At 70.5% G+C, this 26,985-nt stretch carries 28 protein-coding genes, 1 tRNA gene and 1 riboswitch; of the genes, 19 read left to right on the forward strand and 10 right to left on the reverse strand.

The window, feature by feature from the left end:
* The first annotated feature begins 165 nt into the window (after window positions 1-165).
* The 6 genes from OEIGOIKO_RS25095 to OEIGOIKO_RS25120 all read left to right on the forward strand — a co-directional run bounded on the left by OEIGOIKO_RS25095 (window position 166) and on the right by OEIGOIKO_RS25120 (window position 6,183).
* Window positions 166-1,176, forward strand: coding sequence for a LysM peptidoglycan-binding domain-containing protein (locus tag OEIGOIKO_RS25095; RefSeq protein WP_125055912.1), 1,011 nt, complete (start codon window positions 166-168; stop codon window positions 1,174-1,176).
* A 252-nt stretch (window positions 1,177-1,428) separates the two neighbouring features.
* Window positions 1,429-1,599: riboswitch (cyclic di-AMP (ydaO/yuaA leader) on the forward strand.
* Between the two features lies 1 nt (window position 1,600).
* Window positions 1,601-2,305, forward strand: a complete 705-nt coding sequence (locus OEIGOIKO_RS25100) for a transglycosylase family protein (protein WP_125055913.1) — start codon at window positions 1,601-1,603, stop codon at window positions 2,303-2,305.
* 378 nt (window positions 2,306-2,683) lie between these two features.
* Window positions 2,684-3,964 (forward strand): phosphopyruvate hydratase, encoded by a 1,281-nt coding sequence (gene eno / locus OEIGOIKO_RS25105; RefSeq protein ID WP_031009438.1) that lies wholly within the window; start codon window positions 2,684-2,686, stop codon window positions 3,962-3,964.
* 187 nt (window positions 3,965-4,151) lie between these two features.
* Window positions 4,152-4,601, forward strand: coding sequence for an FtsB family cell division protein (locus OEIGOIKO_RS25110; RefSeq protein ID WP_125055914.1), 450 nt, complete (start codon window positions 4,152-4,154; stop codon window positions 4,599-4,601).
* 98 nt (window positions 4,602-4,699) lie between these two features.
* Entirely contained in the window at window positions 4,700-5,245 is a 546-nt protein-coding gene (locus tag OEIGOIKO_RS25115) for a DUF501 domain-containing protein (RefSeq protein ID WP_125058928.1), read from the forward strand.
* Window positions 5,242-6,183, forward strand: a complete 942-nt coding sequence (locus tag OEIGOIKO_RS25120) for a Ppx/GppA phosphatase family protein (RefSeq protein ID WP_125055915.1) — start codon at window positions 5,242-5,244, stop codon at window positions 6,181-6,183. The genes OEIGOIKO_RS25115 and OEIGOIKO_RS25120 overlap by 4 nt, the downstream gene beginning before the upstream one ends.
* A gap of 53 nt (window positions 6,184-6,236) precedes the next feature.
* On the opposite strand, the gene OEIGOIKO_RS25125 is transcribed toward OEIGOIKO_RS25120, so the two are convergent.
* Entirely contained in the window at window positions 6,237-6,740 is a 504-nt protein-coding gene (locus tag OEIGOIKO_RS25125) for a hypothetical protein (RefSeq protein WP_125055916.1), read from the reverse strand.
* On the reverse strand, window positions 6,731-7,123 hold the full coding sequence (locus tag OEIGOIKO_RS43035) for an ATP-binding protein (RefSeq protein WP_246177525.1): 393 nt from the start codon (window positions 7,121-7,123) through the stop codon (window positions 6,731-6,733). Before OEIGOIKO_RS43035 ends, OEIGOIKO_RS25125 begins: the two co-directional genes overlap by 10 nt.
* Window positions 7,124-7,391: 268 nt before the next feature.
* Here OEIGOIKO_RS43035 and OEIGOIKO_RS25135 point away from each other — a divergent pair, with 268 nt between their 5' ends.
* The 4 genes from OEIGOIKO_RS25135 (at window position 7,392) to OEIGOIKO_RS25150 (ending at window position 12,554) form a co-directional block, all read left to right on the forward strand.
* Window positions 7,392-8,546, forward strand: coding sequence for a helix-turn-helix domain-containing protein (locus OEIGOIKO_RS25135; RefSeq protein ID WP_125055918.1), 1,155 nt, complete (start codon window positions 7,392-7,394; stop codon window positions 8,544-8,546).
* Window positions 8,547-8,567: 21 nt separating this feature from the next.
* Window positions 8,568-9,143: an HD domain-containing protein gene (locus OEIGOIKO_RS25140; RefSeq protein ID WP_125055919.1), complete on the forward strand. Its 576-nt coding sequence runs from the start codon at window positions 8,568-8,570 to the stop codon at window positions 9,141-9,143.
* A gap of 462 nt (window positions 9,144-9,605) precedes the next feature.
* Entirely contained in the window at window positions 9,606-11,018 is a 1,413-nt protein-coding gene (locus OEIGOIKO_RS25145; RefSeq protein WP_125055920.1) for an NAD(P)/FAD-dependent oxidoreductase, read from the forward strand.
* 225 nt (window positions 11,019-11,243) lie between these two features.
* The gene (locus OEIGOIKO_RS25150; RefSeq protein ID WP_125058929.1) at window positions 11,244-12,554 is read left to right on the forward strand and encodes an SAM-dependent methyltransferase; all 1,311 of its coding nucleotides are present in this window, start codon (window positions 11,244-11,246) and stop codon (window positions 12,552-12,554) included.
* 123 nt (window positions 12,555-12,677) lie between these two features.
* Here OEIGOIKO_RS25150 and OEIGOIKO_RS25155 read toward each other — a convergent pair whose 3' ends face one another.
* On the reverse strand, window positions 12,678-15,218 hold the full coding sequence (locus OEIGOIKO_RS25155) for an ABC transporter permease (RefSeq protein WP_125055921.1): 2,541 nt from the start codon (window positions 15,216-15,218) through the stop codon (window positions 12,678-12,680).
* A gap of 47 nt (window positions 15,219-15,265) precedes the next feature.
* Entirely contained in the window at window positions 15,266-16,045 is a 780-nt protein-coding gene (locus OEIGOIKO_RS25160; protein WP_125055922.1) for an ABC transporter ATP-binding protein, read from the reverse strand.
* Window positions 16,046-16,471: 426 nt separating this feature from the next.
* Here OEIGOIKO_RS25160 and OEIGOIKO_RS25165 point away from each other — a divergent pair.
* A tRNA-Leu gene (locus tag OEIGOIKO_RS25165) sits at window positions 16,472-16,553 on the forward strand.
* Between the two features lie 80 nt (window positions 16,554-16,633).
* Here OEIGOIKO_RS25165 and OEIGOIKO_RS25170 read toward each other — a convergent pair.
* Window positions 16,634-17,191: an STAS domain-containing protein gene (locus OEIGOIKO_RS25170; RefSeq protein WP_125055923.1), complete on the reverse strand. Its 558-nt coding sequence runs from the start codon at window positions 17,189-17,191 to the stop codon at window positions 16,634-16,636.
* A gap of 343 nt (window positions 17,192-17,534) precedes the next feature.
* Between OEIGOIKO_RS25170 and OEIGOIKO_RS25175 the strand changes: the two genes are divergently transcribed.
* From OEIGOIKO_RS25175 to OEIGOIKO_RS25195, 5 genes are all read left to right on the forward strand, one after another.
* A complete protein-coding gene (locus tag OEIGOIKO_RS25175) occupies window positions 17,535-17,825 on the forward strand; it encodes a hypothetical protein (protein WP_030021621.1) in 291 nt (96 codons plus the stop codon).
* 348 nt (window positions 17,826-18,173) lie between these two features.
* Window positions 18,174-18,575, forward strand: coding sequence for a rodlin (locus OEIGOIKO_RS25180; protein WP_125055924.1), 402 nt, complete (start codon window positions 18,174-18,176; stop codon window positions 18,573-18,575).
* Between the two features lie 283 nt (window positions 18,576-18,858).
* Window positions 18,859-19,092, forward strand: coding sequence for a chaplin (locus OEIGOIKO_RS25185; RefSeq protein WP_031009422.1), 234 nt, complete (start codon window positions 18,859-18,861; stop codon window positions 19,090-19,092).
* Between the two features lie 235 nt (window positions 19,093-19,327).
* Window positions 19,328-19,636: a hypothetical protein gene (locus OEIGOIKO_RS25190; protein WP_125055925.1), complete on the forward strand. Its 309-nt coding sequence runs from the start codon at window positions 19,328-19,330 to the stop codon at window positions 19,634-19,636.
* Window positions 19,637-19,772: 136 nt separating this feature from the next.
* Window positions 19,773-20,174, forward strand: a complete 402-nt coding sequence (locus tag OEIGOIKO_RS25195; protein ID WP_125055926.1) for a rodlin — start codon at window positions 19,773-19,775, stop codon at window positions 20,172-20,174.
* A gap of 126 nt (window positions 20,175-20,300) precedes the next feature.
* Here the strand turns inward: OEIGOIKO_RS25195 and OEIGOIKO_RS41770 are convergent, their stop codons facing one another.
* Window positions 20,301-20,462, reverse strand: a complete 162-nt coding sequence (locus OEIGOIKO_RS41770; RefSeq protein ID WP_170251845.1) for a hypothetical protein — start codon at window positions 20,460-20,462, stop codon at window positions 20,301-20,303.
* 225 nt (window positions 20,463-20,687) lie between these two features.
* Here OEIGOIKO_RS41770 and OEIGOIKO_RS25200 point away from each other — a divergent pair, with 225 nt between their 5' ends.
* Window positions 20,688-21,086 (forward strand): rodlin, encoded by a 399-nt coding sequence (locus OEIGOIKO_RS25200; RefSeq protein ID WP_125055927.1) that lies wholly within the window; start codon window positions 20,688-20,690, stop codon window positions 21,084-21,086.
* Window positions 21,087-21,342: 256 nt separating this feature from the next.
* Window positions 21,343-22,200, forward strand: a complete 858-nt coding sequence (locus tag OEIGOIKO_RS25205) for a Bax inhibitor-1/YccA family protein (RefSeq protein WP_125055928.1) — start codon at window positions 21,343-21,345, stop codon at window positions 22,198-22,200.
* A gap of 109 nt (window positions 22,201-22,309) precedes the next feature.
* On the opposite strand, the gene OEIGOIKO_RS25210 is transcribed toward OEIGOIKO_RS25205, so the two are convergent.
* A complete protein-coding gene (locus OEIGOIKO_RS25210; RefSeq protein ID WP_003984087.1) occupies window positions 22,310-22,537 on the reverse strand; it encodes a DUF4287 domain-containing protein in 228 nt (75 codons plus the stop codon).
* 98 nt (window positions 22,538-22,635) lie between these two features.
* Between OEIGOIKO_RS25210 and OEIGOIKO_RS25215 the strand changes: the two genes are divergently transcribed.
* Complete coding sequence (locus tag OEIGOIKO_RS25215) at window positions 22,636-22,950, forward strand: hypothetical protein (protein ID WP_125055929.1); 315 nt, start codon at window positions 22,636-22,638, stop codon at window positions 22,948-22,950.
* A 57-nt stretch (window positions 22,951-23,007) separates the two neighbouring features.
* Here OEIGOIKO_RS25215 and OEIGOIKO_RS25220 read toward each other — a convergent pair whose 3' ends face one another.
* The 3 genes from OEIGOIKO_RS25220 to OEIGOIKO_RS25230 all read right to left on the reverse strand — a co-directional run bounded on the left by OEIGOIKO_RS25220 (window position 23,008) and on the right by OEIGOIKO_RS25230 (window position 26,941).
* Window positions 23,008-23,919, reverse strand: a complete 912-nt coding sequence (locus OEIGOIKO_RS25220; RefSeq protein ID WP_125055930.1) for a hypothetical protein — start codon at window positions 23,917-23,919, stop codon at window positions 23,008-23,010.
* A 428-nt stretch (window positions 23,920-24,347) separates the two neighbouring features.
* Window positions 24,348-25,568, reverse strand: coding sequence for an acetyl-CoA C-acetyltransferase (locus OEIGOIKO_RS25225; protein ID WP_125055931.1), 1,221 nt, complete (start codon window positions 25,566-25,568; stop codon window positions 24,348-24,350).
* Between the two features lie 341 nt (window positions 25,569-25,909).
* Window positions 25,910-26,941 (reverse strand): SGNH/GDSL hydrolase family protein, encoded by a 1,032-nt coding sequence (locus tag OEIGOIKO_RS25230; protein ID WP_170252064.1) that lies wholly within the window; start codon window positions 26,939-26,941, stop codon window positions 25,910-25,912.
* Window positions 26,942-26,985: the final 44 nt, after the last annotated feature.

Genomic DNA, 26,985 nt, shown 5'->3' on the forward strand with positions numbered 1-26,985 from the left:
TGACCTGCGCGTGATCTCCGCTACACCGGCTTGTGACGGACGGGCCGTCCCGCTACTTTCAACCGTTTGAAAGGCCGGGGCGGGCGGCGCGGCAGCGCACGGGCCACGCAGCCGACGGCGCCGGCCTCTCGACGACAACTCAACCGCCGCTCGAAAGGCAACCGCATGCGCTCCGGGAACGGCCGTCACCGACGCCCCCGCCAGGCTCCGGCCATCTTCGTCACGGCGGGAGTCGCCGGCGGCGCCCTCGCCATGCCCCTGCTCGCCGCGAGCAGCGCCGAGGCCGCCGACGCGGCCACCTGGGACCGCGTCGCACAGTGCGAGAGCAGCGGGGTGTGGAGCGCCAACGGCGGCAACGGCTTCTACGGCGGGCTCCAGCTCACCCAGGACATGTGGGACCGCTACGGCGGCCCGTCGTACGCCTCGCGCCCCGACCTGGCCAGCCGGTCGCAGCAGATAGCCGTCGCCGAGTCGATCCTCGCGGCGCGCGGCCCCGACACCTGGCCGAGCTGCGCGGTGAACGCGGGACTCAAGCAGGGCGGCAGCGGGCCGGACGTCGACCCGGGCGGCACGGCGACGCCGTCCCCCGAGCCCTCCTCGCCGTCCCCGTCCACTCCGCCGCCCTCCGCCGAGCCGTCGAAGCCCTCCGAGCCGTCCGGGACGCCGGAGTCCGGCGGTACGCGCACCCCGGAGCCGAAGCCGTCGCCCACCGGCCCGGCCGGCACCCCGGACCCGTCCCGTACGCCGGACCCGTCCGGCACGGGCCGTACGCAGGACCCGTCGCGGCCCGCCGACCCGGCCGACGGCGCCTCCACGAGCCCCACCACGCCCCCGTCGCAGGGCAAGCACCGCGGCCGGCCCGCGGAGCAGCCCGGCACGGGCGCGGACGCGGGTACGGGCGCGGACACGGGCACCGGTACGGGCGCGGGCTCCGGCGACGCGGGCCGGTCCGGCGGGGGGCACCCCTCGCGGGGCGGCGACGCGCACCGTACGGACCCGGGCGCGCCAGGTGACTACACCGTGCGGCCCGGTGACAACCTGTCAGCCATCGCCGAGGACCGCGGGGTCGACGGGGGCTGGCCGGCGCTCTACGCGGCCAACAAAGGCGTCATCGGGGGCGATCCGGACCTTATCCACCCTGGTCAGCGCCTTGAGCTGGACGGCAAGCAGGGATAGTTCGTGAGGCTTTGCCCGCTTTGGTGAAAGTGAGACATGGATCTCGTTCGGGACTGCGGTGACCGTCCCGCCCGTTGTTTCCAAACCTGCGGCGACCTGCGGAAATGTGATGATCCTGTGATGTCTGGGGGCCAACTGGCCTCAGATGTAGGGGTTTGAACCCGCGGGGTGTTCCTGTTTACCGTCTTCATCGCTCGCCAAAGCGGGCCCTTCGATCACACGCCGAATCCTGCCGGTGGTCGGAGGTCACTCGACGCGAGAGCGCCGAAGGCAGGAGCGGGGGACCCAAGGTAAGCGCCGGCCCCGCCCGCGGAAGCGGGTCCAACCGGCTAGGGGTGAAGCCATGTGTGAAGCACACACGGCCGGGCAACTCACATGGCCCGAACCCGACAGCTCACCTCGCAGGCGTCGGTGAGGAACAACCATGCTGAACACCAAGGGCAAGCACCGTCGTCCCTCCAAGGCCGTCCGCGTCGCCACGCTGGCGGGCGTCGCCGGTGCCGCTGTGGCCGTCCCGCTGATGGGCGCCACCTCTGCCTCCGCCGCGGGCAACAACTGGGACGCCGTCGCCCAGTGCGAGTCCGGTGGCAACTGGTCGATCAACACCGGTAACGGCTACTACGGTGGCCTGCAGTTCTCGAACTCCAGCTGGGCCGCCGCCGGCGGTACCCAGTACGCCCCGCGCGCCGACCAGGCCAGCAAGAGCCAGCAGATCGCCGCGGCCGAGCGCCTGCTCGCCATCCAGGGCCCGGGTGCCTGGACCTGCGCCGGCGGCCACCTCGGCCAGGGCAACGCGAACGCCAAGGCCGACGGCGGCTCGTCGCAGGGCAGCTCGCACAAGTCGCACAAGACCTACAAGTCGCAGCGCTCCTACTCCGCCCCGCAGAACACCTCGCGCTCCGAGGCCCGCAAGCAGGGCGAGGAGCTGGCCCGCAAGACCCCGGCCCCGGCCCAGAAGTCCACGCCGAAGTCGAACCCCGAGGGCAACTACACCGTGAAGTCCGGTGACACCCTCGCCAAGATCGCCGCTTCCCACGGCAAGAACTGGAAGTCGGTCTACGCGAATAACAAGTCCGTCATCGGCGGCAACCCCAACCTGATCTTCCCGGGCCAGAAGCTGGCCGTCTGAGCCGGCCGAAGCCCTGAGAGATCCCGGGTGACCGAGGCACTCCGTACGTACGGCGGTACGTACGGGCGGCCCGGCTCCCGGGGGGCCGCTCACCGCCTGTGTCACGGCCCCGGGAACCCGCTCTTCCCGTGAGACCGCCCCGTCACGGCGCCTGTCCCCCGCAGGCACCGCGGCGGGGCTTCTCCCTTTCCCCCGCCCGGCCGCCGGGAGCCACCCCGTCCGCCGACTTCTCCCTTCAGCGAACATTGCACCCATACGTCCTGTGAACAGGGGCTTTGCGGGTGTATTCGTCCCGAGGACCGGGCTGGCGGCGAGCGGAACCCCCGGAGGCCGTTAGGCTCGTGCTGCAGAACTCCAGACACCCATGAAGGAGACAACGTGCCGTCCATCGACGTCGTCGTAGCTCGCGAGATCCTCGACTCGCGAGGCAATCCCACGGTCGAGGTCGAGGTCGGCCTCGACGACGGCAGCACCGGCCGTGCCGCCGTCCCGTCCGGCGCCTCGACCGGCGCCTTCGAGGCCATCGAGCTGCGTGACGGTGACCCGAACCGCTACCAGGGCAAGGGCGTGGAGAAGGCCGTCCTCGCGGTCATCGAGCAGATCGGCCCGGAGCTGGTCGGCTACGACGCCACCGAGCAGCGCCTGATCGACCAGGCCATGTTCGACCTGGACGCCACCGACAACAAGGGCTCGCTCGGCGCCAACGCCATCCTCGGCGTCTCCCTGGCCGTCGCGCACGCCGCCTCCGAGGCCAGCGACCTGCCGCTGTTCCGCTACCTCGGCGGCCCGAACGCCCACGTGCTGCCGGTGCCGATGATGAACATCCTGAACGGCGGCTCGCACGCCGACTCCAACGTGGACATCCAGGAATTCATGATCGCCCCGATCGGCGCGGAGTCCTTCTCCGAGGCGCTGCGCTGGGGCACCGAGGTCTACCACACCCTCAAGAAGGTCCTGAAGGGCAAGGGCCTGGCCACCGGCCTGGGCGACGAGGGCGGCTTCGCCCCGAACCTGGGCTCCAACCGCGAGGCCCTGGACCTGATCCTCGAAGCGATCAAGGAAGCCGGCTACACCCCCGGCCAGGACATCGCGCTGGCGCTCGACGTCGCCGCCTCCGAGTTCTACAAGGACGGTGTCTACGAGTTCGAGGGCGAGCAGCGCACCGCCGAGCAGATGACCTCGTACTACGAGGAGCTGGTCGGCGCCTACCCGCTGGTCTCCATCGAGGACCCGCTGTTCGAGGACGACTGGGCCGGCTGGAACGTCATCACCGAGCGCCTGGGCTCCAAGGTGCAGCTGGTCGGCGACGACCTGTTCGTCACCAACCCGGAGCGCCTGGCCCGCGGCATCGAGGAGAACTCGGCCAACGCCCTGCTGGTCAAGGTCAACCAGATCGGTTCGCTGACCGAGACCCTGGACGCCGTCGAGCTGGCCCAGCGCAACGGCTTCAAGTGCATGATGTCGCACCGCTCCGGCGAGACCGAGGACGTCACCATCGCCGACCTGGCCGTCGCCACCAACTGCGGCCAGATCAAGACCGGTGCCCCGGCCCGCTCCGAGCGCGTCGCCAAGTACAACCAGCTGCTGCGCATCGAGGAGATCCTCGACGACGCGGCGGTCTACGCGGGCCGCTCCGCCTTCCCGCGCTTCAAGGGCTGACCGGCCCGGCAAGGGCTGACCGGCCCGGAAAAGGCTGACCGGCCCGGCCAGGGCTGACCCCCGCGGGCCGCGAACGGCCCCGGAAGCCGTGAATACGTACGTCCCCGGCAGCGGTCCCGTACCGTTGCCGGGGACGTACGTGCTGCGGGCCGGGCCGTCCCGGGCCCGGTGACCCAGGGGAGGCGACGTGTCCGCGGAACGGTTCTCCACCGCGACCCGGCTCAAGGCGCTCGGCGAACAGGCCGCCGCCCGCGTCCAGCGCGCCGGCCGGCCCCGCCGGGGCCGCCTGACCGGCCGTGCGGCGCTGCTCGCGCTGGTGCTCTGCTCCCTGGTCGTCGCCCTCGCGTACCCCACCCGGCAGTACATCTCGCAGCGCGCCGAGATCGCCGACCAGCGCCGCCAGGCCGCGGAGGCCCAGCTGCGCGCCGACGAGCTGCGCGACGAGAAGGCCCGGTGGCAGGACCCGGAGTACGTACGGCAGCAGGCGCGGCTGCACCTGCACTACGTCCGGCCCGGCGAGACCGGCTTCATCGTCCAGGACGGCTCCGGCACGGGGAAGCGGCGCACCGGACAGGCCGCCACCGAAGACCCTTGGTACGACAACATCTGGAACGGCCTGGACGCCGCCGACAAGTAGCCTGTGCGGGGCGCGCGCCCGGCCCGGCCCGCCGTACGGCGCCGCCGTCTCCACCATCGCCACGACCGAAAGCACCCACGTCCGTGTCTGAACACCTCATGCCCCCGCCGCAGACCGAGCGCACCGAGCCCACCGATGCGGACATCGCGGCCTTCAAGGAACAGCTCGGCCGCCCGCCGCGCGGTCTGCGCGCCATCGCGCACCGCTGCCCCTGCGGACAGCCGGACGTCGTCGAGACGGCTCCGCGCCTGGAGGACGGCACCCCCTTCCCCACGCTCTACTACCTCACCTGCCCGCGCGCGGCCTCCGCGATCGGCACGCTGGAGGCCAACGGCGTGATGAAGGAGATGACCGAGCGGCTGGCCACGGACCCGGAGCTGGCCGACAAGTACCGGGCCGCCCACGAGGACTACATCCGCCGCCGGGACGCCATCGAGGAGCTGAAGAACTTCCCCAGCGCGGGCGGCATGCCCGACCGGGTCAAGTGCCTGCACGTCCTGGTCGGCCACTCGCTCGCGGCCGGCCCCGGCGTCAACCCGCTCGGCGACGAGGCGCTGGCGATGCTGCCGGCGTGGTGGCGCAAGGGCCCCTGCGTGACCCCCTGCACGGACACCACCGAGGACGAAGGAGACCCGACCGCATGAAGCGCGTAGCGGCCGTCGACTGCGGCACCAACTCCATCCGTCTGCTCGTCGCCGACCTCGACCCGGCGACCGGCGAGCTGAAGGACCTGGACCGCCGGATGACGATCGTGCGCCTGGGGCAGGGCGTGGACCGTACCGGCCGGCTCGCCCCCGAGGCCCTGGAGCGCACCTTCGCGGCCTGTCGCGAGTACGCCGCGGTCATCGAGGAGCTGGGCGCCGAGACCGTCCGCTTCGTGGCCACCTCCGCCTCCCGCGACGCCGAGAACCGGGAGGACTTCGTGCGCGGCGTGGTGGACATCCTGGGCGTCGAGCCCGAGGTGATCACCGGCGGCCAGGAGGCGGAGTTCTCCTTCACCGGCGCCACCAAGGAGCTGACCGGCCGCACCGACCTCGACACCCCGTACCTGGTGGTGGACATCGGCGGCGGCTCCACCGAGTTCGTCCTCGGCTCCGACACCGTGCGCGCCGCCCGCTCCGTGGACATCGGCTGCGTACGGATGACCGAGCGGCACCTCGTACGGGACGGCGAGGTCACCGACCCGTACGGCGCCGGGCAGATCAGCGCGGTGCGGGCGGACATCGAGCGCGCCCTCGACGAGGCCGCGCAGACCGTCCCGCTCTCCGAGGCCCGCACCCTGGTCGGCCTGGCCGGCTCGGTCACCACCGTCGCCGCCATCGCCCTGGACCTGCCCGGCTACGACTCCGAGGCCATCCACCACGCGCGCATCCCGCTGTCCAAGGTCCGCGAGATCACCGACCACCTCCTGACCGCCACCCACGAGCAGCGCGCCGCGATCCCGTCGCTGCACCCGGGCCGCGTCGACGTCATCGGCGCGGGCGCCCTCGTGCTCCTGTCGATCATGGAACGGATCGGCGCGGACGAGGTCGTCGTCTCGGAGCACGACATCCTGGACGGGATCGCCTGGAGCTGCGTGTAGCACTTCGGAACACAGCCGCCCGGCCCCAGGCCGGGCGGCCTGTCAGGCGGACGCTACCGCTCACGGCCCCCGAGAGTCCCACGAACCGCACGGACCCCCGTTACGCCCACGAACACCCGATCACGGGTGACGGAACGACACAGGTACGCCTCGATGACATCGGGCCCGACACCGGGTGGAACAGGATCGAGCCCCAGGGCGAGACAGCCGTGCCCACCGTGCAGGACGTGGCGGAGCCAGCGGGTCGACGGGCTCGGCACCCGGAGAGCGAACCTTGGGTGACCGTAGTCCAGGACGAGATGCGGGCCGTGGACGGACAGCCGGTCGCCGATCACGGTCATGCGCTGGGATGCCGTACGCAGACCCAGCTCGCCCGCGATACAGAGAAGCTGGTTCTCGATGCCCTGGGCGGTTTCTCCGGGGCGTCGCGGCACAGGGTGTGCCATCAGCAGCCACGCCACCGGGCCCGCGGGAGACGTCGTGTCGAGCCAGGTACTGGTCACCACGCCGGTGATGAAACCGGGGCCTGGCACCGGCCGGTCGGGCGTCAGTGCCACGTCAGCTCCGCCCACACAGCCTTGCCGAACGGGCGGTCGTCGATGCCCCACCTGTCGGCGATCTCGCGCACGACGTGCAGGCCGCGCCCTCTCTCGCTCTCCTGACCGAGTGCCTTGGGCCGGGGGCGGCGTCGTGCCGGGTCGTGTACTTCGACCCGCGCCCCTGCCGGTTGCGCGTCCACGGACACGCCGACCCGGTCGCCTGGCTCGGTGCCGTATCGGTAGGCGTTGGTGACCAGCTCGGACACGATGAGCTGTACGTCCGCGAGGCTGTCCTCGGAGATGCCGGGGACGGCCGCTTCGACCGCCTCGCGCGCATACGTCCGAGCGTGTCGGGCCGTCTGTGCGTTGCTCAGGAATCTCCGGAGCGGGGCTGTGGACACGGAGGCTGTTCCCGGTCCACGTCCGATCCTGGACACGCTCCCCGACTGCTGTCCCACTGGTGACCTCCATGAGTTCGGAAGCTGACCGTTGCCGGTTCTTGGGCGGGGATGTGCCAATACGCGACCGTACACATGTGGTTGCTCAGCGCCACTATGCTCATCGGGCGCCGCTGGTTTCCTCACCGTCTTCGAAGCTAGGGGCACGGCGGACATCACAAAACTGACGCACCGTACGAGTTGTTCGCGGCCACGCACACAGGAGCAGGCCATGGCATCGACGCGTTCTCAGATCGGCTCGGAAAAGCTGACCGGCGCGCAGGGTTCCCGCAGACGGGCCGGTGACGGGGGCATCACCGGGCACCTATTCAAGATCGTTCGGGAGCGCATTCCCTGCACGCAGCGTGGTCTGGCCGAGCTGCTGGACGTGGACCCCGCGACCGTCCAGGGCTGGGAGTCCGGCCGCCGGTCGCTGGCGGCCGTGCCATCCGCTCAGTTCTTGCGGATCCGCCGCCACCTGCTTCGGCACGGTGGCGAACCCGCCCTGCTGATACTGCTCGACGTCGCGCTGGAAGCCGACTCGGTGATCGCTCATGGCCTGGCGGCCGGGACCGGGACGGCGGACGAGTTCCGCAGCCACCCGCTGTCCGGCTGGGTGTGCACACGGACGGCCGTCCACATGATCGCTTGGGCGCTTACCGGGGTGGTCCCCAAGGCGGTTCCCGCGGCCCCGGCAACCACACCGTGCAGGCGCGGACCGTCTCCCACATCTCCGGCCCTCTCTGCGCCGGAGCGCCGGCGGCTCTTCGACCACCTACGGAGATACGCCGAGATCGCGGACCGGGCGGGGGCGGACGGAGCGCTCCTCCGGCGCCAGGCTCTCTACCTCTGCAGTTACGACTCGGCCCCGGACACGTGCGCATGGCTCGCCGACATGCGCCGCCGCAGGCCGTTGCGGATGCGGGACACGGTATGGACGCCGGCCTGGGCCGACGTGCGTTCCCTCGCCACCTCGCTGACCAGGTACGGCGACATGGAGGTGCTCCACGCCTTCATCGAACGCGGCATGGGGAACGACTCGGGCGAGATCGCGAACCTCAACTATTGGGCGTACTGGCTCGGGCTCGACCGCGTCCTGAGGCCCGACGATTCCTTCATGGCGGACCGCGCGCCGGTGTGGGACGCGAGCGCGCTGCTTCGCAGCCTCGCGGATCGCCTCGACCCCGGCCTCGGCTGCGTGGATCTGAACATCCACTCGGTGTGGGCGCTGATCGCGGCTCGTCCGGACGCCCTGGCCGCTCATCCCGGACTCGTGGCGGAGCTGCGGCACCGGGTCGAGCGCCTGCTCGACAGCGGTACCGGATCCCGGCAGTCCCGGTGTGAGCTCGACGCCGTGCAATACGGTCTGAGGTTGAGTCACCCATGATCCATCGAGAGGACGGGCCGGATGAGCGACGACCAGCACGCCAAGGGATCCATGAGCTACCTGATGGAGATGGGGGCCCTGAAACGCGCGAAGCGGTCCGGCTGGTGGATCGCCGGCGTGAAGGACCCGGAGACGATCGCCGAGCACAGTTTCCGTACGGCCGTCATCGGTGCCGTGCTGGCGATGATGGAAGGCGCCGATCCGGCGAAGGTCGCGCTGCTGTGCACGTTCCACGACACACAGGAGACGCGGGTCGGCGACATCCCGTGGGTCGGCCGGCGCTATCTGAAGGCGGCGAAGAACGAGGACGTCACGGCCGATCAGGTCGCCGACGCCCACCCGGCGGTCGCGGCGGGTGTCCGGGCGGTGGTCGAGGAGTACGAGAACGGTGACTCCCTGGAGGTCACGGTGGCGCACGACGCGGACAAGCTGGAGTGCATGATCCAGGGGATCGAGTACCTCGAACAGGGTTACCGCAACGCCCAGGAGTGGGTGGACAGCACGCGGGCGAAGCTGAAGACCGCTTCGGCCGTCGAGCTTGCGGAAGCGGCGCAGGGCATGAGTTCTGCCGAGTGGCAGCGGGTGTTCCTGCGCTGAGGTGACGGGGGATCGGAAGCCGTCCGACGGGCTGGTGTCGCGGCCGTCGTGGAGGGGATGCGAGGCTCCTCGTGCGGGCTCTCGGCAGGGCCTGGTGGGGTCTTTTCCGGGGGTGAACGACCCCTTCCGCGAGAAAGTTCGTGAAACTCTTCACATGAAAAAGGGTCCAACGGAGCGGACAAACCGGTCGCCTGGCCCTAGTTCCGCAGCCGTAGGCCCCTGTGGTCGCAAAAATGTGCGGTTTCAGTGGTGTTAAAGAGATCCTTACGCACCGTGTGGTCTACCGGGGCCGGAGGGCGCAATCCCTGATCAAAAGGGGTTTCCAACGCTTCGGAGGGTGGCGTGGTTCCCTCTTGGGGGTATGGCGTCGATCACGGGGGCGCGGAGTGTAGCAGATGACCTTCGCAACCTTGTGAAGGGGCTCACGAGGGGTGCTCCGGGTGGGGGTGGATACTCGATTGCATGAGCACCACGGAGCGTCCCAGGATCCTCGTTGTAGGCGGTGGGTACGTAGGTTTGTACGCGGCACGCCGCATCCTCAAGAAGATGCGGTACGGCGAGGCGACGGTCACGGTCGTCGACCCGCGCTCGTACATGACGTACCAGCCCTTCCTCCCTGAAGCTGCTGCCGGCAGCATCTCTCCCCGCCACGTCGTGGTGCCGCTGCGACGCGTGCTCCCGAAGGCGGAGGTCCTCACCGGCCGCGTCACCACCATCGACCAGGACCGCAAGGTCGCCACGATCTCGCCGCTGGTCGGCGAGGCGTACGAGCTGCCCTTCGACTACCTGGTCATCGCGATGGGCGCGGTCTCCCGTACCTTCCCGATCCCCGGCCTCGCCGAGAACGGCATCGGCATGAAGGGCATCGAGGAGGCCATCGGCCTGCGCAACCACGTCCTGGAGCAGCTGGACAAGGCCGACTCCACGACCGATGAAGAGGTCCGCCGCAAGGCGCTGACCTTCGTCTTCGTCGGCGGCGGCTTCGCCGGTGCGGAGACCGTCGGTGAGGTCGAGGACATGGCCCGCGACGCCGCGAAGTACTACAACAACGTCAAGCGCGAAGACATGCGCTTCCTGCTGGTCGACGTCGCCGACAAGATCCTCCCCGAGGTCGGCCCCAAGCTCGGTGCCTACGGCAAGGAGCACCTGGAGAGCCGCGGGGTCGAGGTCTACCTCGGCACCAGCACCAAGTCCTGCGTCGACGGCCACGTGGTGCTGAGCAACGACCTGGAGGTCGACTCCAACACCATCGTGTGGACCGCGGGCGTCAAGCCGAACCCGGCGCTCTCCCGCTTCGGTCTGCCGCTGGGCCCGCGCGGCCACGTGGACACCCAGGCCACCCTCCAGGTGCAGGGCACCGACTACATCTGGGCCGCGGGCGACAACGCCCAGGTCCCGGACCTGGTCGGCCGCAAGGCCGGCAACGAGAACGCCTGGTGCCCGCCGAACGCCCAGCACGCGCTGCGCCAGTCCAAGGTCCTCGCCGACAACGTGATCTCCGGCATGCGGGGCTTCCCGCAGAAGGAGTACAGCCACGCCAACAAGGGCGCGGTCGCGGGCCTGGGCCTGCACAAGGGCGTCGCGATGATCGTCGTCGGCAAGACGAAGATCAAGCTGAAGGGCCGGCTGGCCTGGTACATGCACCGCGCGTACCACGGCATGGCGATGCCGACCTTCAACCGCAAGATCCGCGTCTTCGCCGACTGGACCCTCGGCATGTTCCTCAAGCGCGAGATCACCTCGCTCGGCGCGATGGAGAACCCGCGCGAGGAGTTCTACGAGGCCGCCAAGCCGGCTCCGGCGCCCGCCGCCGCGGCTGATGACGCCGAGAAGAAGGCCAAGAGCGGCGACAAGGCGGAAGCCAAGGCTTCCTGACCTTCCGTCGGGAGTGACGTCCGGCAGCGGACGTCACCCGTACACCACCGCCGAAGGGGCGGCCGCCATCCGTGGTGCGGCCGCTCCTTCGGCGTATTCGTTGTGGCGCAGCGCGGTCGTTTTGCTGTTCCCTTACGAACGAACGGGACTAGCGGGCGCCCGGACGGCGTTTACATGGTGGGTGAAACTGTCTTCGCCCTTCTCGTCAACACGGAGGTGTGCGACATGGCCGACGCCGCTGGACGGCTCTCCAAGCTCGCCGAGGAGGTGCTGGGAGCCCCGCTCCCGGTCCGCATCCGCGCCTGGGACCGCAGCGAGTACGGCCCGCCGGGCGCACCCACCCTCGTCATCCGCCACCGTCGCGCCCTGCGCCGCCTCATGTTCAAGCCGGGTGAGTTGGGCCTCGCGCGCGCTTGGGTGGCCGGTGAGATCGATGTAGAGGGCGATCTGTACGAGGCACTGGACCTGTTGTCGGGGATGGTGTGGGAGCGCGGTACGGCGGCGGACAAGCCGCAGCGTGCCGCCGCCCTGCGGGCCCTGGCCAAGCCGGAGATCCGTGCCGCCGCCCGCGAACTGGTGACCCTGGCGGGCCTCCCCGTACCGCCCAAGCCGCCCGCCGAAGAGGCCCCCAAGAGCCACGGTCCGCTGCACACACTGCGCCGTGACAAGGAGGCCATCAGCCACCACTACGACGTCGGCAACGACTTCTACGAGCTCGTGCTCGGCCCGTCCATGGTCTACTCCTGCGCCTACTGGGAGAGCCCGGACGCCACCCTGGAGGACGCCCAGCGCGACAAGCTCGACCTGATCTGCCGCAAGCTGCGCCTGAAGGAGGGCGAGCGGCTGCTGGACGTCGGCTGCGGCTGGGGCTCGATGGCCCTGCACGCCGCCCGCGAGTACGGCGTGCGGGTCGTCGGCATCACCCTCTCCGAGGAGCAGGCCACCTACGGCCGCAAGCGCGTCGCCGAGGCGGGCCTCGCCGACCGGATCGAGATCCGCGTCCAGGACTACCGCGAGGTCCACGACGAGCCGTTCGACGCGATCTCCTCGATCGGCATGGCCGAACACGTCGGCCGCGCCCGCTACGCCGAGTACGCCGCCGACCTGTACGCCCTTCTCAAGCCCGGCGGGCGGCTGCTCAACCACCAGATCGCCCGCCGCCCGCTGGCCGACGAGGACGCCTACCACGTCGACGAGTTCATCGACCGGTACGTCTTCCCGGACGGCGAGCTGGCCCCGGTCGGCCGCACCGTCGGACAGCTGGAGGACGCCGGGTTCGAGGTGCGGGACGTGGAGGCGATCCGCGAGCACTACGCGCTGACGCTGCGCGCCTGGGTGGCCAACCTGGAGGCGCACTGGAAGGAGGCGGTGCGGCTGACGACACCGGGCCGCGCCCGGGTGTGGCGGCTGTACATGGCCGCCTCCGCGCTGTCCTTCGAGCAGAACCGGATCGGGGTCAACCAGGTGCTCGCGGTCCGCACGCCGGACTCCGGCGCCTCCGGGCTGCCGCTGCGCAGCCGCGACTGGCGCGGCTGACCCCCGTACGGCACACGGCGACCCCGGTGCCCGGCCCGCGCGGAGCGGACCGGGCACCGGGGTCGTGCCGTACGGGGCCCGTACCGGCGTACGGGCCCCGGCGTGCTGTCGTACGGGCGGCGGCTACTCGGCCTTGATCGCCGCCAGCATGTTCAGCTTCGCGGCCCGGCGGGCCGGCCACAGCGCGGCCAGCATGCCGACCACCGCGGCGAGCGCCAGGAAGATGCCCAGCCGGCCCCACGGGAGCACCAGCTCGTAGGTGGACATCGAGTCGCCGATCAGCTCACCGGCGGCCCACCCGAAGAAGACGCCCAGGCCGATGCCGAGGACCCCGCCGAACAGCGCGATCACCAGCGACTCCAGCCGCACCATCCGCTTGATGCCGGTCCGGTCCAGGCCGATCGCCCGCAGCATGCCGATCTCCTGCGACCGTTCGAAGACCGACATGGCCAGGGTGTTGACCACGCCGAGCACCGCGACGACCACGGCCATGGCGAGCAGCCCGTAGAGCATGTTCAGCAGCAGGTTGATCGCCTGGGCGATGCTCTCGGACACGTCCTTCTTGTCCTTGATGCTGATCGCCGGGTTCTTGCCGAGGGTCTCGGTCAGCGCGTCCTTGGCGGCCTCGCTCGCGCCGTCCTTGGCCTTGACCAGCACCTGCGCGTCGGTGGGGTGCTGCTGGTGCGGGGTGAGCACGGAGGTGTCGAGCAGGATGCCCCGCAGCAGTTCGTTGCCCTCGAAGACACCGGAGACGGTGAGGCGGCCCTTCTTGCCGTCCTCGAAGGCCGTCTCGAAGGACGAGCCGACCTGCCAGCCGTGCTCCTTGGCGGTGTCGCGGTCGACGACCGCCCGGTTCGTCTTCGGGGCGCCGAGCCCGTCGAGGGAGCCCGCGGCGAACTCCAGGTCCGTCAGCTCGCCGATCGTCCTGCCGTCGACCCCGGTCAGGGACTCGGACTGGCCGCCGATCCGGGCGGCGGCGCTGCGCACCGGGCTGGCGGCGGTGACCTTCGGGTCGGCCGCCAGCGTCTTCGCCACGTCGGGGGAGAGCGGGCCCATGGTGGCCATGCTGACGACGTAGTCCGCCTTCAGGGCGTCGGTCGCCATCTTGTCGACGGCCTTCTGGACACTGCCCGCGATCACGGTCAGGCCGGTGACCAGGGTGAGCCCGATCATCAGGGCGGAGGCCGTGGCGGCCGTACGGCGCGGGTTGCGCACCGCGTTCTGGCGGGCCAGCTTGCCCGAGATGCCGAAGGCGCGCAGTACGGGCGCGGCGGCCGCGATCAGCGGGCGGGACAGCAGCGGCGTCAGCACGAAGACGCCGATCATGAGCAGCCCGGCGCCGAGGCCCATCAGCCCCTTGCCGTCGGTGCCCATCGCGGTGGCGCCCAGGACGCAGGCGATGCCCGCGCCGGCCAGGACGGCACCGATGGCGTTGCGCACCACCAGGGACTTCGTGGTCGCCGCCGCGTGCACGCTGTTCATCGCGGCGACCGGCGGGATCTTCGCGGCGCGGCGGCCCGGCAGCCAGGCGGCGAGCACTGTGACCACGGTGCCGACCAGCAGCGAGACGACGACGGTGGAGGGGGCGACGACCAGCGGGCCCTCCGGGACGGTGCCGAGCGCGCCGGTGAGCGCCCGCAGTCCGGCGCCGATGCCGATACCGGCCAGCAGGCCGGTGACGGCGGCCACCAGGCCGACCACGAACGCTTCGATCAGCACCGAGCGGGTGACCTGCCGGCGGCTGGCGCCGACCGCGCGCATCAGGGCCAGTTCCTTGGTGCGCTGGGCGACCAGCATGGTGAAGGTGTTGGCGATGATGAAGATGCCGACGAACAGCGCGATGCCGGCGAAGACCAGCAGGCCGGTCTTCATGCTGTCCATGCTCTTGGCGATCATCTCGGCCTGGTCGTCGGCCATCTTCTTGCCGGTGACCGACCGGGCGGTGTCCGGCAGCACCTTGTCGACCGCCGCCTTCAGCGCGTCCTGGGACGTGCCGGGCGCGGCCTTGACGTCGATCTCGCTGAACTCGCCGGGCGCGGCGAACAGCTTCTGCGCCGTCGCGGTGTCGAACAGCGCGAGGCTGCCGCCGGTGGAGACCGCGCCGTCGTCGGTGGTGAAGATGCCGGAGATCTTCGCCTCGCGGACCGGGCCGTCGACGGACAGCCGTACGGTGTCGCCGACCTTGTAGCCGGTCTTCTCGGCGGTCCCGGAGTCCAGCGCGATCTCGTGCGGTCCCTTGGGGGCGGTGCCGGACGTCATCGGGAAGCGGGCGTCCTTGCCGTCCGCGCCGGGGTAGTAGTTGCGGCCGCGGGCGCTGGTGCCGTTGCCGGCCTGCCGGCCCTTCTTGTCGGCGATGGCGGTGAACCCGTCGACGGTGCCGGTGGCGCCGGCCGCGCCGGGGACCTTCCCGGCCCGGTCGAGGAGGGCCTGGCTCAGCCCGGGGGCCTTGCCGGGCGCGGCGCCGGCGGTGTCCGGGCGATGCGGCTGGACGGCCACGTCGACGCCGTCGAAGCCCTTCTGCGAGCTCTTCTGCGTGGCGTCGGAGAGGGTGGAGGTGAAGACCAGGGTGCCGGAGACGAAGGCCACGCCGAGCATGACGGCGAGGACGGTCATCAGCAGCCGGGCCTTGTGCGCGAGCACGTTGCGCAAGGCGGTACGGAACATGGTGGGTCCTGGGGGGAGAGGGGCGGTCGGCGGGCTTCCGGCGCGGGTCAGCTGACCCGGCCCCGGGCGTCGAACCCCTTCATGCGCTCCAGCACCCGGTCGGCGGTCGGGTCGGCCATGTCGTCGACGATGCGGCCGTCGGCGAGGAAGATCACCCGGTCCGCGTAGGCCGCCGCCACCGGGTCGTGGGTCACCATCACCACGGTCTGGCCCAGTTCCCGTACGGAATTGCGCAGGAAGCCGAGCACCTCGGCACCGGAGCGGGAGTCGAGGTTGCCGGTCGGCTCGTCGGCGAAGATGATCTCGGGCTGGGAGGCGAGCGCGCGGGCCACCGCGACGCGCTGCTGCTGGCCGCCGGAGAGCTGCGCGGGCCGGTGCTTGAGCCGCCCGGACAGGCCGACGGTCTGCACGACCTGGTCCAGCCACTGCCGGTCGGGCTTGCGGCCCGCGATGTCCATGGGCAGCGTGATGTTCTCCAGCGCGGTCAGCGTCGGCAGCAGGTTGAACGCCTGGAAGATGAAGCCGATCTTGTCGCGGCGCAGCTGGGTGAGCTTCTTGTCCTTCAGGCCGGTCAGCTCGGTGTCCCCGATCAGGGCCGAGCCGCGGGATATCGCGTCCAGTCCGGCCATGCAGTGCATGAGCGTGGACTTGCCGGACCCCGAGGGCCCCATGATCGCGGTGAACTCGGCCTGGCGGAACTCCACCGACACCTGGTCCAGCGCGACCACCTGGGTCTCGCCCTCTCCATAGACCTTGGTGAGCTCTGTGGCGCGTGCGGCTACCGTGGTTCGGGTGGCGGTGGCAACACCGGTGTGGGGGGTGGTCACGGAAAGGGACTCCTGTCGAACGTCGGGACCGTGGCGGGCCGGGTGGACGCGGCCTTTCCCATCGTGAAGGAGACGTGGGCACGCCAACGTCACCCCCTGAGCCCGTCCTGGGGGAGCCCTGGGGCGTAGCGCGGAACCGGTCCCTCATCCCTGGGTATGAGGGGAACCCCGAGGGGCCGGGGGGCGGAGGGGCGCTCAAGGGGGCGCACGCAAGGCGTCGAGTTTCCGTCAATCCGGACACGGTGCGCGGCAGGCGCCGGAACGGCGGGGGTGGGCCGCAGGCATGTGCCGACGGCCCGTACCAGCCGCTGATGACCCCTCAGTTGCCAATAAAATAAGACAACCTCGGGAAGACGGGCCCCTGTTCGGACGGCCTTGCGGGCTAGGCTCGTGCTGCCCCCTTTGAGGCGGCATGGGGGATCCCAGGCCCGGATGGTGGAATGCAGACACGGCGAGCTTAAACCTCGCTGGCCTTCGGGCCGTGCCGGTTCAAGTCCGGCTCCGGGCACAGCACTTGGCCGCCGTACCCGGCGGTCGCCCGGCCCGGCGCTCCGGTGCCGGCGAGGCCCGTGAGGTCCGGCCGGACGCTTACGGAGCGGACCGGTCCCGGCTGCCCTGCCGCGGCCGCTCCCGCTCGCCGGACCGGTACGCGTCCGGGTCCCGGCTCTTGACGCCGTCGCCGTCACTCCCCTCACTGCCTTCGCGGCTGCCGGTGCCGTCACGGCCGCCGCTGCCGGCACCGTCGGCGGCCACCGTACCGCCGGGCGGCCAGGACGGGCGGATCTCCTCGGGAACGGCGGCCAGTGCGTGGCCGACGGTCGGGAAGCAGGCCAGGGCGTCCACGGCGCGGGTGACCAGGAGGACGTGCAGGACGCGGACGCCCAGGGAGGCGAGCAGCAGACGGCCGTTCATGCGGCGGCACAGCCACTCCAGGGCGAGAAGGCAGTTCAGGCCGCGGGAGTCGCAGAACCGCAGTGCGGTCAGGTCCAGCACCAGGAACCGGTGCCCGGCCGCGATCACGGCGCCCGACTCGTCCAGAAACTGCCGCTCCGCGTGCACGTCCAGTTCCCCGGCCACCCGGAGGACCGCGCACTCCTCGGCGTCGACGACCGTGGTGATCGTCAGGTGCCGCCTGCCTTGGGCCATCGCTCCTCCACGTCTGCGCCCGGATCCGGCCGGGCTCCCGGGGCGTGTCCCCGCTCCCGTCCAGTGTGCCGGGCGGCGCGCCGTTCCCCGGCGCCGGCACGGGGCGTGCCCGCCGTGCGGGGCCGTCGGCGGCGCCGCGCCCCGCGGGCCGGTCCCGCATTCGGCGGACCGCGCGAATGCATCTCGCCGTGGATAGCGCAAGCATTTCCACGGGGGAAACGCTGGTGCTGCAAATGGTCGCACTTCGGACCCGAACAGATATATCACATGGCAGTGCGTGTTCGAGCGGATACGGCCGCGGTAGACATCCCGTGTCACATTTCTGCGCACGAGGAGAGAAAGCATGCGCAAGTTCATCGGTCGTACCGCGGGCTCGTTCGCCATCGCCGCCCTTGCCGTCGTCCCGCTCTCGGGCCTGGCCTCCGCCGCGTCGTGGGACGACGCGCCGCGCCTCAGCGCCGGCAACAACTGCGGTGCCAAGTACGGCAAGTTCCACTGTGACCGGGTGCACAAGGAGCACAACGAGTACAACGACAACAAGGCGTACACGTACAACGACAACGACACGTACAAGTTCAAGTACAAGAAGAACGTGACCAAGGTCGGCCTGGCGATCGGCAACGTCGAGCAGTGAGCCGGCTTCCGCGGGACGGGCGGCTCCTGGGCCCGCCCGCCCGCTGAGACCAGGAAAGGCCCCGCGTGTCGCGGGGCCTTTCTCTGTGCGGCGGGATTATGGCAGCAGGGACGGGGAAAGGCACGGCGGGCGGAGCCGATGGCAGTTTCGCTCATTTTCGCGATTTCGGTGACGGCGGCCCGGCCGCGGGGGCTCCGGATTGTCCGGCGTACTTCCGGGCGGGCCGCGGCGCGGTGATATGTGTCTACGGTTTCGTGGCATTCGGGTGAACCGGCGAAACTGAACCGGCGGACGCGAGTTGTCCAGGACGCTCCGGAAACGGACACTCCGCTTCGAGAAGGGTGAATCGTGATCAAGAAGTTCCTGGCCACGACGGCCGTAGCTGCGTCCGTCGTCGGCGTCTCGGCCATGGCAGCTCCGCAGGCCATGGCCGTCGGTGACGGTCGCGGCACGTCGACGGCCAACGGCAACGGCGCGGGGCAGGCGTTCGGCAACTCCAGCACCGAGGGTGACATGGCCCCCCAGCTGAGCCTGATCGAAGGCACGCTCAACAAGCCCTGCATCGGAATCCCGATCGAGAACGTCCAGAACATCGTGGGCCTGGTCAACGTCGGCCTGCAGGACATCATTTCCTCGGACCAGAAGCAGCAGTGTGTCGAGAACTCGACCGAGACGCAGGGCGACCAGCCGCTGTCGCACATCATCGACAAGCTCCCGCTGCTGTCCGAGAACGGCGTCAACAACAGCTGAGCCGGTCTGCCGTGAAAGGCCCGGGACGTCGGTTCTCTCCTCCTGAACGACTCGGGCCTTTGCGCTTCACAAAAAGCGCGAGCAGTCCCCGCAATCCCACTCTTCTAAACGGGCCGCGCTGAACCATTCGGGCGATTCCTCGTGAAAATCGACTTCGCAGGAGTTTCGTCGGCGCGGACGAATCGTTACACATATTGGTAGCGGCGTTACGGGCGGCCGCAAAGGCGCCCGTGCGGCACGAAGGACGTGACCGTTTCAGACTCCGCTGCGGAAAGGGCTGAAAGTGAAGTACGCGAAGGTTGCCGCAGTCGCTGCTGGAACGCTCATGGCGGCCGGAGCCGCCACTCCGGCGTTCGCCGACGCGGGTACCTCGGGCGCCGCCCAGAACTCCCCCGGCGTCCTCTCCGGCAACGTTCTCCAGATCCCGATCCACATCCCGGTCAACCTCTGTGGGAACTCGATCGACATCATCGGTCTGCTGAACCCGGCGTTCGGCAACACCTGCGTCAACGACTGACGCACCGCGTCGAACGGGTAGCAGTGGATGGAGCGAAGGGCCCCGGCGCGCCAGCCAAGCGTGCCGGGGCCCTTCGCGTCGGAGGGGGCCGGGAAGTGGTGAAACGGATGGGTTTCTCTTTCGGGCCGACATCGTTCAACACCGAAAAAGCGGTGGTCCGGAGAGAGCCGGGGAGGCCGCGTGGCGATTTCCGCTGCGGCGGCCGCCAGCACCGCTCAGGAAAGGACAGCGGAAAGTGAAGTACGCGAAGACGGCCGCGTTTCTGGCCGGTTCCGTCATGGCTCTGGGAGCGGCGTCCCCCGTTTTCGCCGGCGCACCGGGGCAGGTGCCGAGTTTCAGTCTGAACGGTGGCCTTGCGGACGCCTTGAAGAACAAGCAGCTGGACGGCCGGCAGCTCGACCCGGTGGTCCGGACCGTCGAGAACACCTCCGGTGATCTGCAGAGTTCCCCGGCTACGAAGAAGCTGATGAACACCGTCGGGAATGTCACGCAGAAGACGCCGGGGCTCAGGGGCGTCGAGGTGGCCAAGCCCTCCAGGAAGTAAGGCCCGGCCCGCAGTACAACTGTGCCGCTCAGTTGTACCCGAAATCATTTGAGTGATGGAGCACAACCAAGCTCGTCACATCGAGTTGTGCAAACCGCCCCGGGTAAAGAGCATCCCGAAACGCGAAGGATCACATATGATCAACAAGGCGCTGGCAACAGTGGCCACGGCCGCTTCCATTGCCGGTATCGCGGCCGCCACCGCCCCAGAGGCGGCGGCCGTCGGAGACCACCGTAAAGTCACCACGGTCAACGGCAACGGTGCGGCCCAGACGTACGGCAACTTCTCCACGATGGGGAACATGAGCCCGCAGTTCGCGCTCATCCAGGGCTCCTTCAACAAGCCCTGCATCGCGATTCCCGTCGAGAACGTGCAGAACATCGTGGGTCTGGTCAACGTCGGTGTGCAGGACCTGCTGTCCTCGGACCAGAAGCAGCAGTGTGTCGAGAACTCGACCCAGGTCCAGGGCGACGGGCCGCTGTCGCACCTCATCGACAAGCTGCCGGTCCTCTCCCAGAACGGCACCAACAACCAGTGACGGACACCGTCGCTGCGTGAAACCGGGGCGAGGGTCCGCGATGCCGCCGTCCGGCAGCGCGGGCCCTTTTCCCTGTGTGACCGGCCACCGGTGGCCGGAACGTCGGCACCGGTCGGCGCACCGGTGTCAGCCGGCCTCGTCCGGCTGTTCCAGCAAAGCTCTGCGCAGACTCATCAGCGCTTCCAGATCGGCGACCCGCGCGAAGCGGCCGAGCAGGGTGTCGACGCCGGCGTCGTCGCCGCGGCGCACCGCTTCGACGATTTCCTCTTTCACGCGCATCGCGTCCACGGGGGCGACCATGCGGTATGCCTTGTCCTTTCACTGTCCGACGGGACCGGGGAAATCGTCCCCGGAACGTGCTGCCGAAAGCCCACACGGACGAGTGGCATTTCGGGCGGCGAACTGGAATGTCGATCTGTTCGGGTGATGATGCGCAACTTTCTCGGCCGTACCGGGTTGTTGCTTACAGGGCTCCCTTCGTCATGGGAGTTCATTTCCTGAAGGGGTTTCGAGATGAACAAGATGATGGCGAGCGTGGCAGTTGCCGCGTCTCTGGTCGGTATCTCCGCTGCGGCCGCTCCGCAGGCCATGGCGGTGGGGGACGACCGCGGTACGGGAACGGCCAATGGCAACCACTCGGCCCAGGCGTTCGGCAACGGCGGCACCGAGGGCGACATGAGCCCGGACGCCACGCTCGTCGGCGACTCGCTCAACAAGCTGTGCATCGGCATCCCGGTCGAGAACGTCCAGAACATCGTGGGCCTGGTCAACGTCGGCCTGCAGGACATCGTGTCCTCGGACCAGAACCAGCAGTGTGTCGAGAACTCGACCGAGACCCAGCAGGACCAGGCGCTGTCGCACCTCATCGACAAGCTGCCGATCCTCTCCCAGAACGGCGTCAACAACGAGTGACCCGTCCGGCGGCCGCCACCGGCCGCCGAAACCCGTTGAGGGACCGCACGCCGCCCGCGTACGGTCCCTCAACGGCGTCCGGGCACCTTCCCGGCCTCCCGTACGTCTTACCGACGTGATCCGCCGGGGGATTCGTCCCCGGGCAGGATTGATCACCCGAAGTTGCGGTGAAGATCCTGCTCAAGAACTAGAACGCGCTTTTGCCAAGCCATTACCCTGGTGGGAAGGCCGCGCAGGGCGGCCATGGAGGAGTGAGATGAGGAGCAGCAACCCGGTCTTCTCGCGACGGGGGTTCAGCCGCGACAACAACGGCTACGCGGGCTTCGACGCGCCGCCGCAGGCCGGGGCCGCAGCGAACCCTTACGCCGGGACCAACCCGTACGCCCAGGGCGGCAACCCGTACGCCCAGGACGCCGCGCAGGGCACCCAGACGCCGCAGTACGCGCCGCAGACCCGTCGGATGACGATGGACGACGTCGTGCTGCGTACCGGCATGACGCTCGGCACCGTGATCGCCGGTGCGGCCGTCGGCTGGATCTTCCTGACCAAGAGCCTCGGCTTCGCCGTCGGCGCCGGCCTGATCGCGATGGTGCTGGCGTTCGTCCAGTCCTTCAAGCGCAAGCCCTCGCCGGCCCTGATCCTGACCTACGCCGCGTTCGAGGGCCTGTTCCTCGGCGCCCTCAGCGGCGCGATCAACGACGTGCCGAAGCTGGCCGGCGCGCCGATGCAGGCCGTGATGGGCACCATGGCGGTCTTCGTCGCCATGCTCGTCGCCTACAAGACCCGCATCGTGCGGGTCACCGCCCGCTTCACCCGCTACCTGATGATCGCGCTGCTCGGCTTCGTGCTGCTGTCGTTCGTCAACGTGCTGTTCATGGCCTTCGGCGGCGGTGACGGCCTCGGCTTCCGCAGCGGCGGCCTGGGCATCCTGTTCGGCGTCGTCGGCGTGGTGCTCGGCGCGCTCTGCCTGGCCCTGGACTTCAAGCAGGTCGAGGACGGCATCGCGTACGGCGCTCCGCGCGAGGAGTCCTGGCTGGCCGCGTTCGGCCTGACCGTGACGCTGGCGTGGATCTACATGGAGCTGCTGCGGCTGATCTCGATCCTCCGGGACTGAGGTACGGCACCGCGGCGGGCGAGGCCTGGCGCGGTGCCCCGGCCGGTGACCTGACGAAGGGCCCGTGGGTGTTCCCGCGGGCCCTTCGCCTGTCTTCCGGCGGGCACGGCTAAAGCTTGCGCGCGGCGCGCCTGAGGTCGTACTCGTGGACGATCGCCTTGGCGTGCCCGTAGGCGAGGTTGTGCTCGCCACGGAGCCAGCTGACCTTCTCCTCGAAGCGGAAGAGAGCGGGGCCTTCATCTACCGTGCGAAGCCAGTCGGAGACTTCGCGGCCGGTGCAGTGGGGGATGCGGGAGAGCAGGTTCCGGTGGGTCTCTTCGGAGAAGAGTTGAGACATCGGCGCCTCCGGACGCGTTCGATGCTGGTCCTTCAGCCCACCGTGCCTGACCGTTGGGGTGTTGGCAACCACCCGGGAGTGGCGCATAAGCTCGGTCCGTGCTTGACGTGACGCCTTTGCAGACTGCCGTGGAAGCCCTCGCCGACCGCCTGCGGGCGCTGCCGCAGAGCGCCCTCGCGCGCGGTGCCGCGGCCGAAGCGCTCGCCGTGGCCCGAGAGTTGGCGGCGCGGGCGCAGCGCGTCGAAGAGCCGGGGCGGGAGCCGCGCGAGCTGCCGGACGCCGGGATGTTCGCGGTCGGCGACCAAGTGGCGGTGGCCGGGCACGACTTGGTGGAGGCGATACGCGCCGCCGGTGACGAGCGCGCGCTGGCGCAGGCGGTGGAACTGGTGCGGGGGGCCGCGGCGCGCTGCTGAGGCCCCCGGGGCTTCGGGGAACGGCTGCTTCCGGCCGGATCCTCCGGCGGGCGGCTTTCAGAGGGACGCGATGACGCGGTCCGCGAGGATGTAGACGCTGTCGGTGGTGGCGGGGCCCCAGGAGAAGGTCAGGGCGTAGGCGCCGGAGATGCCGGAGCCGCCCAGCAGGACGGGAGAGCTGCCCGCGCGCAGGGCGGCGGCGACGCGCTCGGCGGTCTCGCGGTGGCCGGGCGTCATGCAGATCGTGGTGCCGTCGGTGAAGACGTAGACGTCCAGGGTGCCGAGCGGGCCGGGGCGGACGTCCGCGAGCGGGGTGCGGTCGCGGGCCAGCTCCTCCAGGCGGCCGACAGTGCGCTCGTGGTCACCGACGGCGGGGGCCGGGGTGAAGTCCGGGTGCGAGGGGTGGCGGCGGCGCGCGGCGGCCAGCTCGGCGGACTCCGCCTCCTCGGCGGCCTCGCTCTCCAGCGCGTCCACCGGCTCCAGGGCCCCGGGCCCGTCGGCGGTGAGCGGCGCGTCCGGACCGAGCAGCGGCTCCAGCCCGGCGAGGTCGGCCTGCCGGGGCAGGAAGTACACGTCGTCGAGGCGCTCGTGCGGGTCGAAGTGGTCGGTGCCGCCGTCCAGCGGGCCCATCAGGGACGGGGCGTCGGCGGCGTCCCTGGCCTCCTGGGCGGCCCAGAAGGCGCGGGCCTCGGCGAGTTCGCGCTCCCGCTCCTCGGCCAGCGCGTCGGCGACGGCGGCCCGTATGTCGGCGAGCGCGTGCCCGGCGTCCGGGGTGGTGCGGGCGGCGGGGATGCTCGCGGCGGCGGTCTGCGCACGTGCCTCGGCGCGGGCCTCCGCGTACGCGGCGAGGAGTTCGGCGCGCAGCCCGGTGACCTGGCGGCGCAGCGCGTGGGCGGTGTACAGGGCAGCAGCTCCCAAGGTCACGGCGACCGCCGCGGCCAGCAGCAGGGCAAGGGTGATGGCGCTCACTGACGTACTCCCATTAGCAGAATGTCCCCCGACTTCCTACATCAGGCTGCCGCTCGTCGGCGACCGGGCCCAGTGCCGCAGGTCCTCGACCGGACGGGGATTCAGTCCTCGTGCGTTCGGGTGACGCCGCGCTGACCTGCGAGGACGTGACCTCGTGGGGGGGTTGGTCACAATCCTGGGCGCTATTTGATCGCGATCGCGTCAACCGGTGACCCAGCTCACCGACGGTCGCTCTGCGTACGTCAGTTGGGACGCAGGGTGCGGGTGGGGTGCCGCTGGGGGCGTACGGGTACGGAGGGTCGCGGGAGCGGGCCGCGGCCGTGCGTCGGCGGCCGCCCGCGGGCGGCCGTCCGTGGATGCCGGGCGGGCACCTGCCGTACTCACCGGACGGGCGCCGTCCGCCGTGGACGGCGCCCGTCCGGCCGGGGTCAGCTCAGGCGCTCGACGACCATGGCCATGCCCTGCCCGCCGCCCACGCACATCGTCTCCAGGCCGAACTGCTTGTCGTGCCACTGGAGGGAGTTGATCAGCGTGGTGGTGATGCGGGCGCCGGTCATGCCGAAGGGGTGGCCGACGGCGATCGCGCCGCCGTTGACGTTCAGCCGGTCCAGGTCGATGCCGAGGTCGCGGTACGAGGGGATCACCTGGGCGGCGAACGCCTCGTTGATCTCCACCAGGTCGATGTCCGAGATGCCCAGGCCGGCGCGGCGCAGGGCCTGCTTGGAGGCCTCGACCGGGCCGAGACCCATGATCTCCGGCGACAGGCCGCTGACGCCGGTCGAGACGATCCGGGCGAGCGGCGTCAGGCCCAGCTCGCGGGCCTTGGTGTCGGACATGATCACGAGGGCCGCGGCGCCGTCGTTGAGCGGGCAGCAGTTGCCGGCCGTCACCAGGCCGTCGGGGCGGAAGACCGGCTTGAGGCCCTGCACGCCTTCGAGGGTGACGCCCGCGCGCGGGCCGTCGTCCTTGCTGACGACCGTGCCGTCCGGCGTGGTCACCGGGGTGATCTCGCGCTCCCAGAAGCCGTTCTTGATCGCCTCTTCGGCGAGGTTCTGGGACCGTACGCCGAACTCGTCCATGTCCTGCCGGGTGACGCCCTTGGCACGGGCCAGGTTCTCCGCGGTCTGGCCCATCGCGATGTACGGGTCGGGCAGCAGGCCGTCCTCGCGCGGGTCGTGCCAGTCGGCGCCCGCCTGCTCGGCCCGGGCGGCGGTACGCGCCTCGGCGTCGGCGAACAGCGGGTTGTGGGTCTCGGGCATCCCGTCCGAGGTGCCCTTCACGGAGCGCGAGACGGTCTCCACACCGGCCGAGATGAAGACGTCGCCCTCGCCCGCCTTGATGGCGTGCAGGGCCATCCGGGTCGTCTGGAGGGAGGACGAGCAGTAGCGGGTGACCGTACAGCCGGGCAGGTGGTCCATGCCCATCTGTACGGCGACGATCCGGCCCAGGTTGTGGCCCTGCTCGCCGCCCGGCAGGCCGCAGCCGAGCATCAGGTCGTCGATGTCCTCGGGGTTCAGCTCGGGGACCTTGGCGAGGGCGGCCTGGATGATCCCGGCGGTCAGGTCGTCCGGCCGGACGTCCTTCAGGGAGCCCTTGAAGGCGCGGCCGATCGGGGAGCGGGCGGTCGAAACGATCACGGCTTCGGGCATGACGGCTCCAGGGGAAGGACTGGCAGGGCTGTGGGGGAAGTTACCCGGCCGTAGGGCGGAGGTCACGCGGTAGGGCTTGTGATGCGGGACTCTTTTCTAAGCGGGTGCTTATCGCTGCCAACCGCTGCGCTTGGCTGCGGTGGATGGGGGTGCGGCGTAAGTGTGTCTGCGGGCACGGGGCGCCTGCGGCGGGCGTCCTCAAGCGCCGGACAGGCTGGGTTTACTTTGCCCGTCTTCAAGTGCTGGGCGGGATGGGTTCGCTTTGCTCGTCCTCAGGCGCCGGGCCGGCTGGACTTGCCGGGCGGGTCGTTTTCGCTTCGCTCGTCCTCAAGCGTCCCCGGTCAATGCTGGGAGGTGCCCCGGGACGGGCTTGTCTGCTCTGCGGTCTCCGTCGGGTCCGGGGGCGGGATCTGCCGCCGCCTGCGGTGTTTGAGCAGGGCCCAGGGGGCGCGGGTGGGGGTGACTTCGGTGCCGCCCTCGTCCGCGGCCTGCGCGGCGGCCTCGGCGACCGGGAGGATGCCCTCGCGGCGGTGCGGCTCCGGGTGCTCCTCTTCGGGCCACAGGCCCAGTGCGGCGCAGAGGGTGGGCAGTACGGCCATCGCGGCGGTGGCGTACCCCTCGGCGGAGGGGTGGTAGTTGTCGGGGCCGAACAGTTCGCGGGGGTGCGCCTCGAACTCGGGGCCCAGCAGATCGCCGAGCGAGACCGTACGGGCGCCGTGCGCCACCACCCCTATGGTCTGCGCGGCGGCCAGCTGCCGGGACAGGCGGCGCGCGACCCAGCGCAGCGGCTGGTAGACCGGCTCGATGGTGCCCAGGTCGGGGCAGGTGCCGACGACCACGGCGCAGCCGGACTCGCGCAGCCGGCGGACCGCGTCGGACAGCAGGCGCACCGAGCGGGCCGGTGGCATCCGGTGGGTGACGTCGTTGGCGCCGATCATGATGACGGCGACGTCGGGCACCGGCCCCGGATCCGTCAGGACGAGCGTGACCTGCCGGTCGAGGTCGTCGGACTGGGCGCCGGGCAGCGCCACGTTGTGCAGGTCGACCGGCAGCTCCGCGACGGCGGCGAGGCCGGAGGCGAGCAGTGCGCCCGGGGTCTGCCGGGGGCGGTGGACGCCCTGTCCGGCGGCCGTGGAGTCGCCGAGGAAGCCCAGGCGCAGCGGCGGCCGGTCGGTGCGGTGGGCGAAGGCGGAGCCGTAGCGGCCGTCCGCGCAGGGCGGCCGGTCGCTGGAGCCGCCGACCGTACGGCGGGCGAGACGGACCTCGGTCAGCAGCAGGCCGACACCGGCCACGCCGAGCAGGCCGATCCCACCGCCGCCCACCGCCGCGGCGGCGGCGATCCGCCGTGCCACCCTCGCCCTGGACATCGTCATCGGCATAGGCCGGGCACCTCCCCGTGCAGTGCGTGCGGAACATG

Source organism: Streptomyces paromomycinus (assembly GCF_003865155.1).
GTDB lineage: Bacteria > Actinomycetota > Actinomycetes > Streptomycetales > Streptomycetaceae > Streptomyces > Streptomyces chrestomyceticus.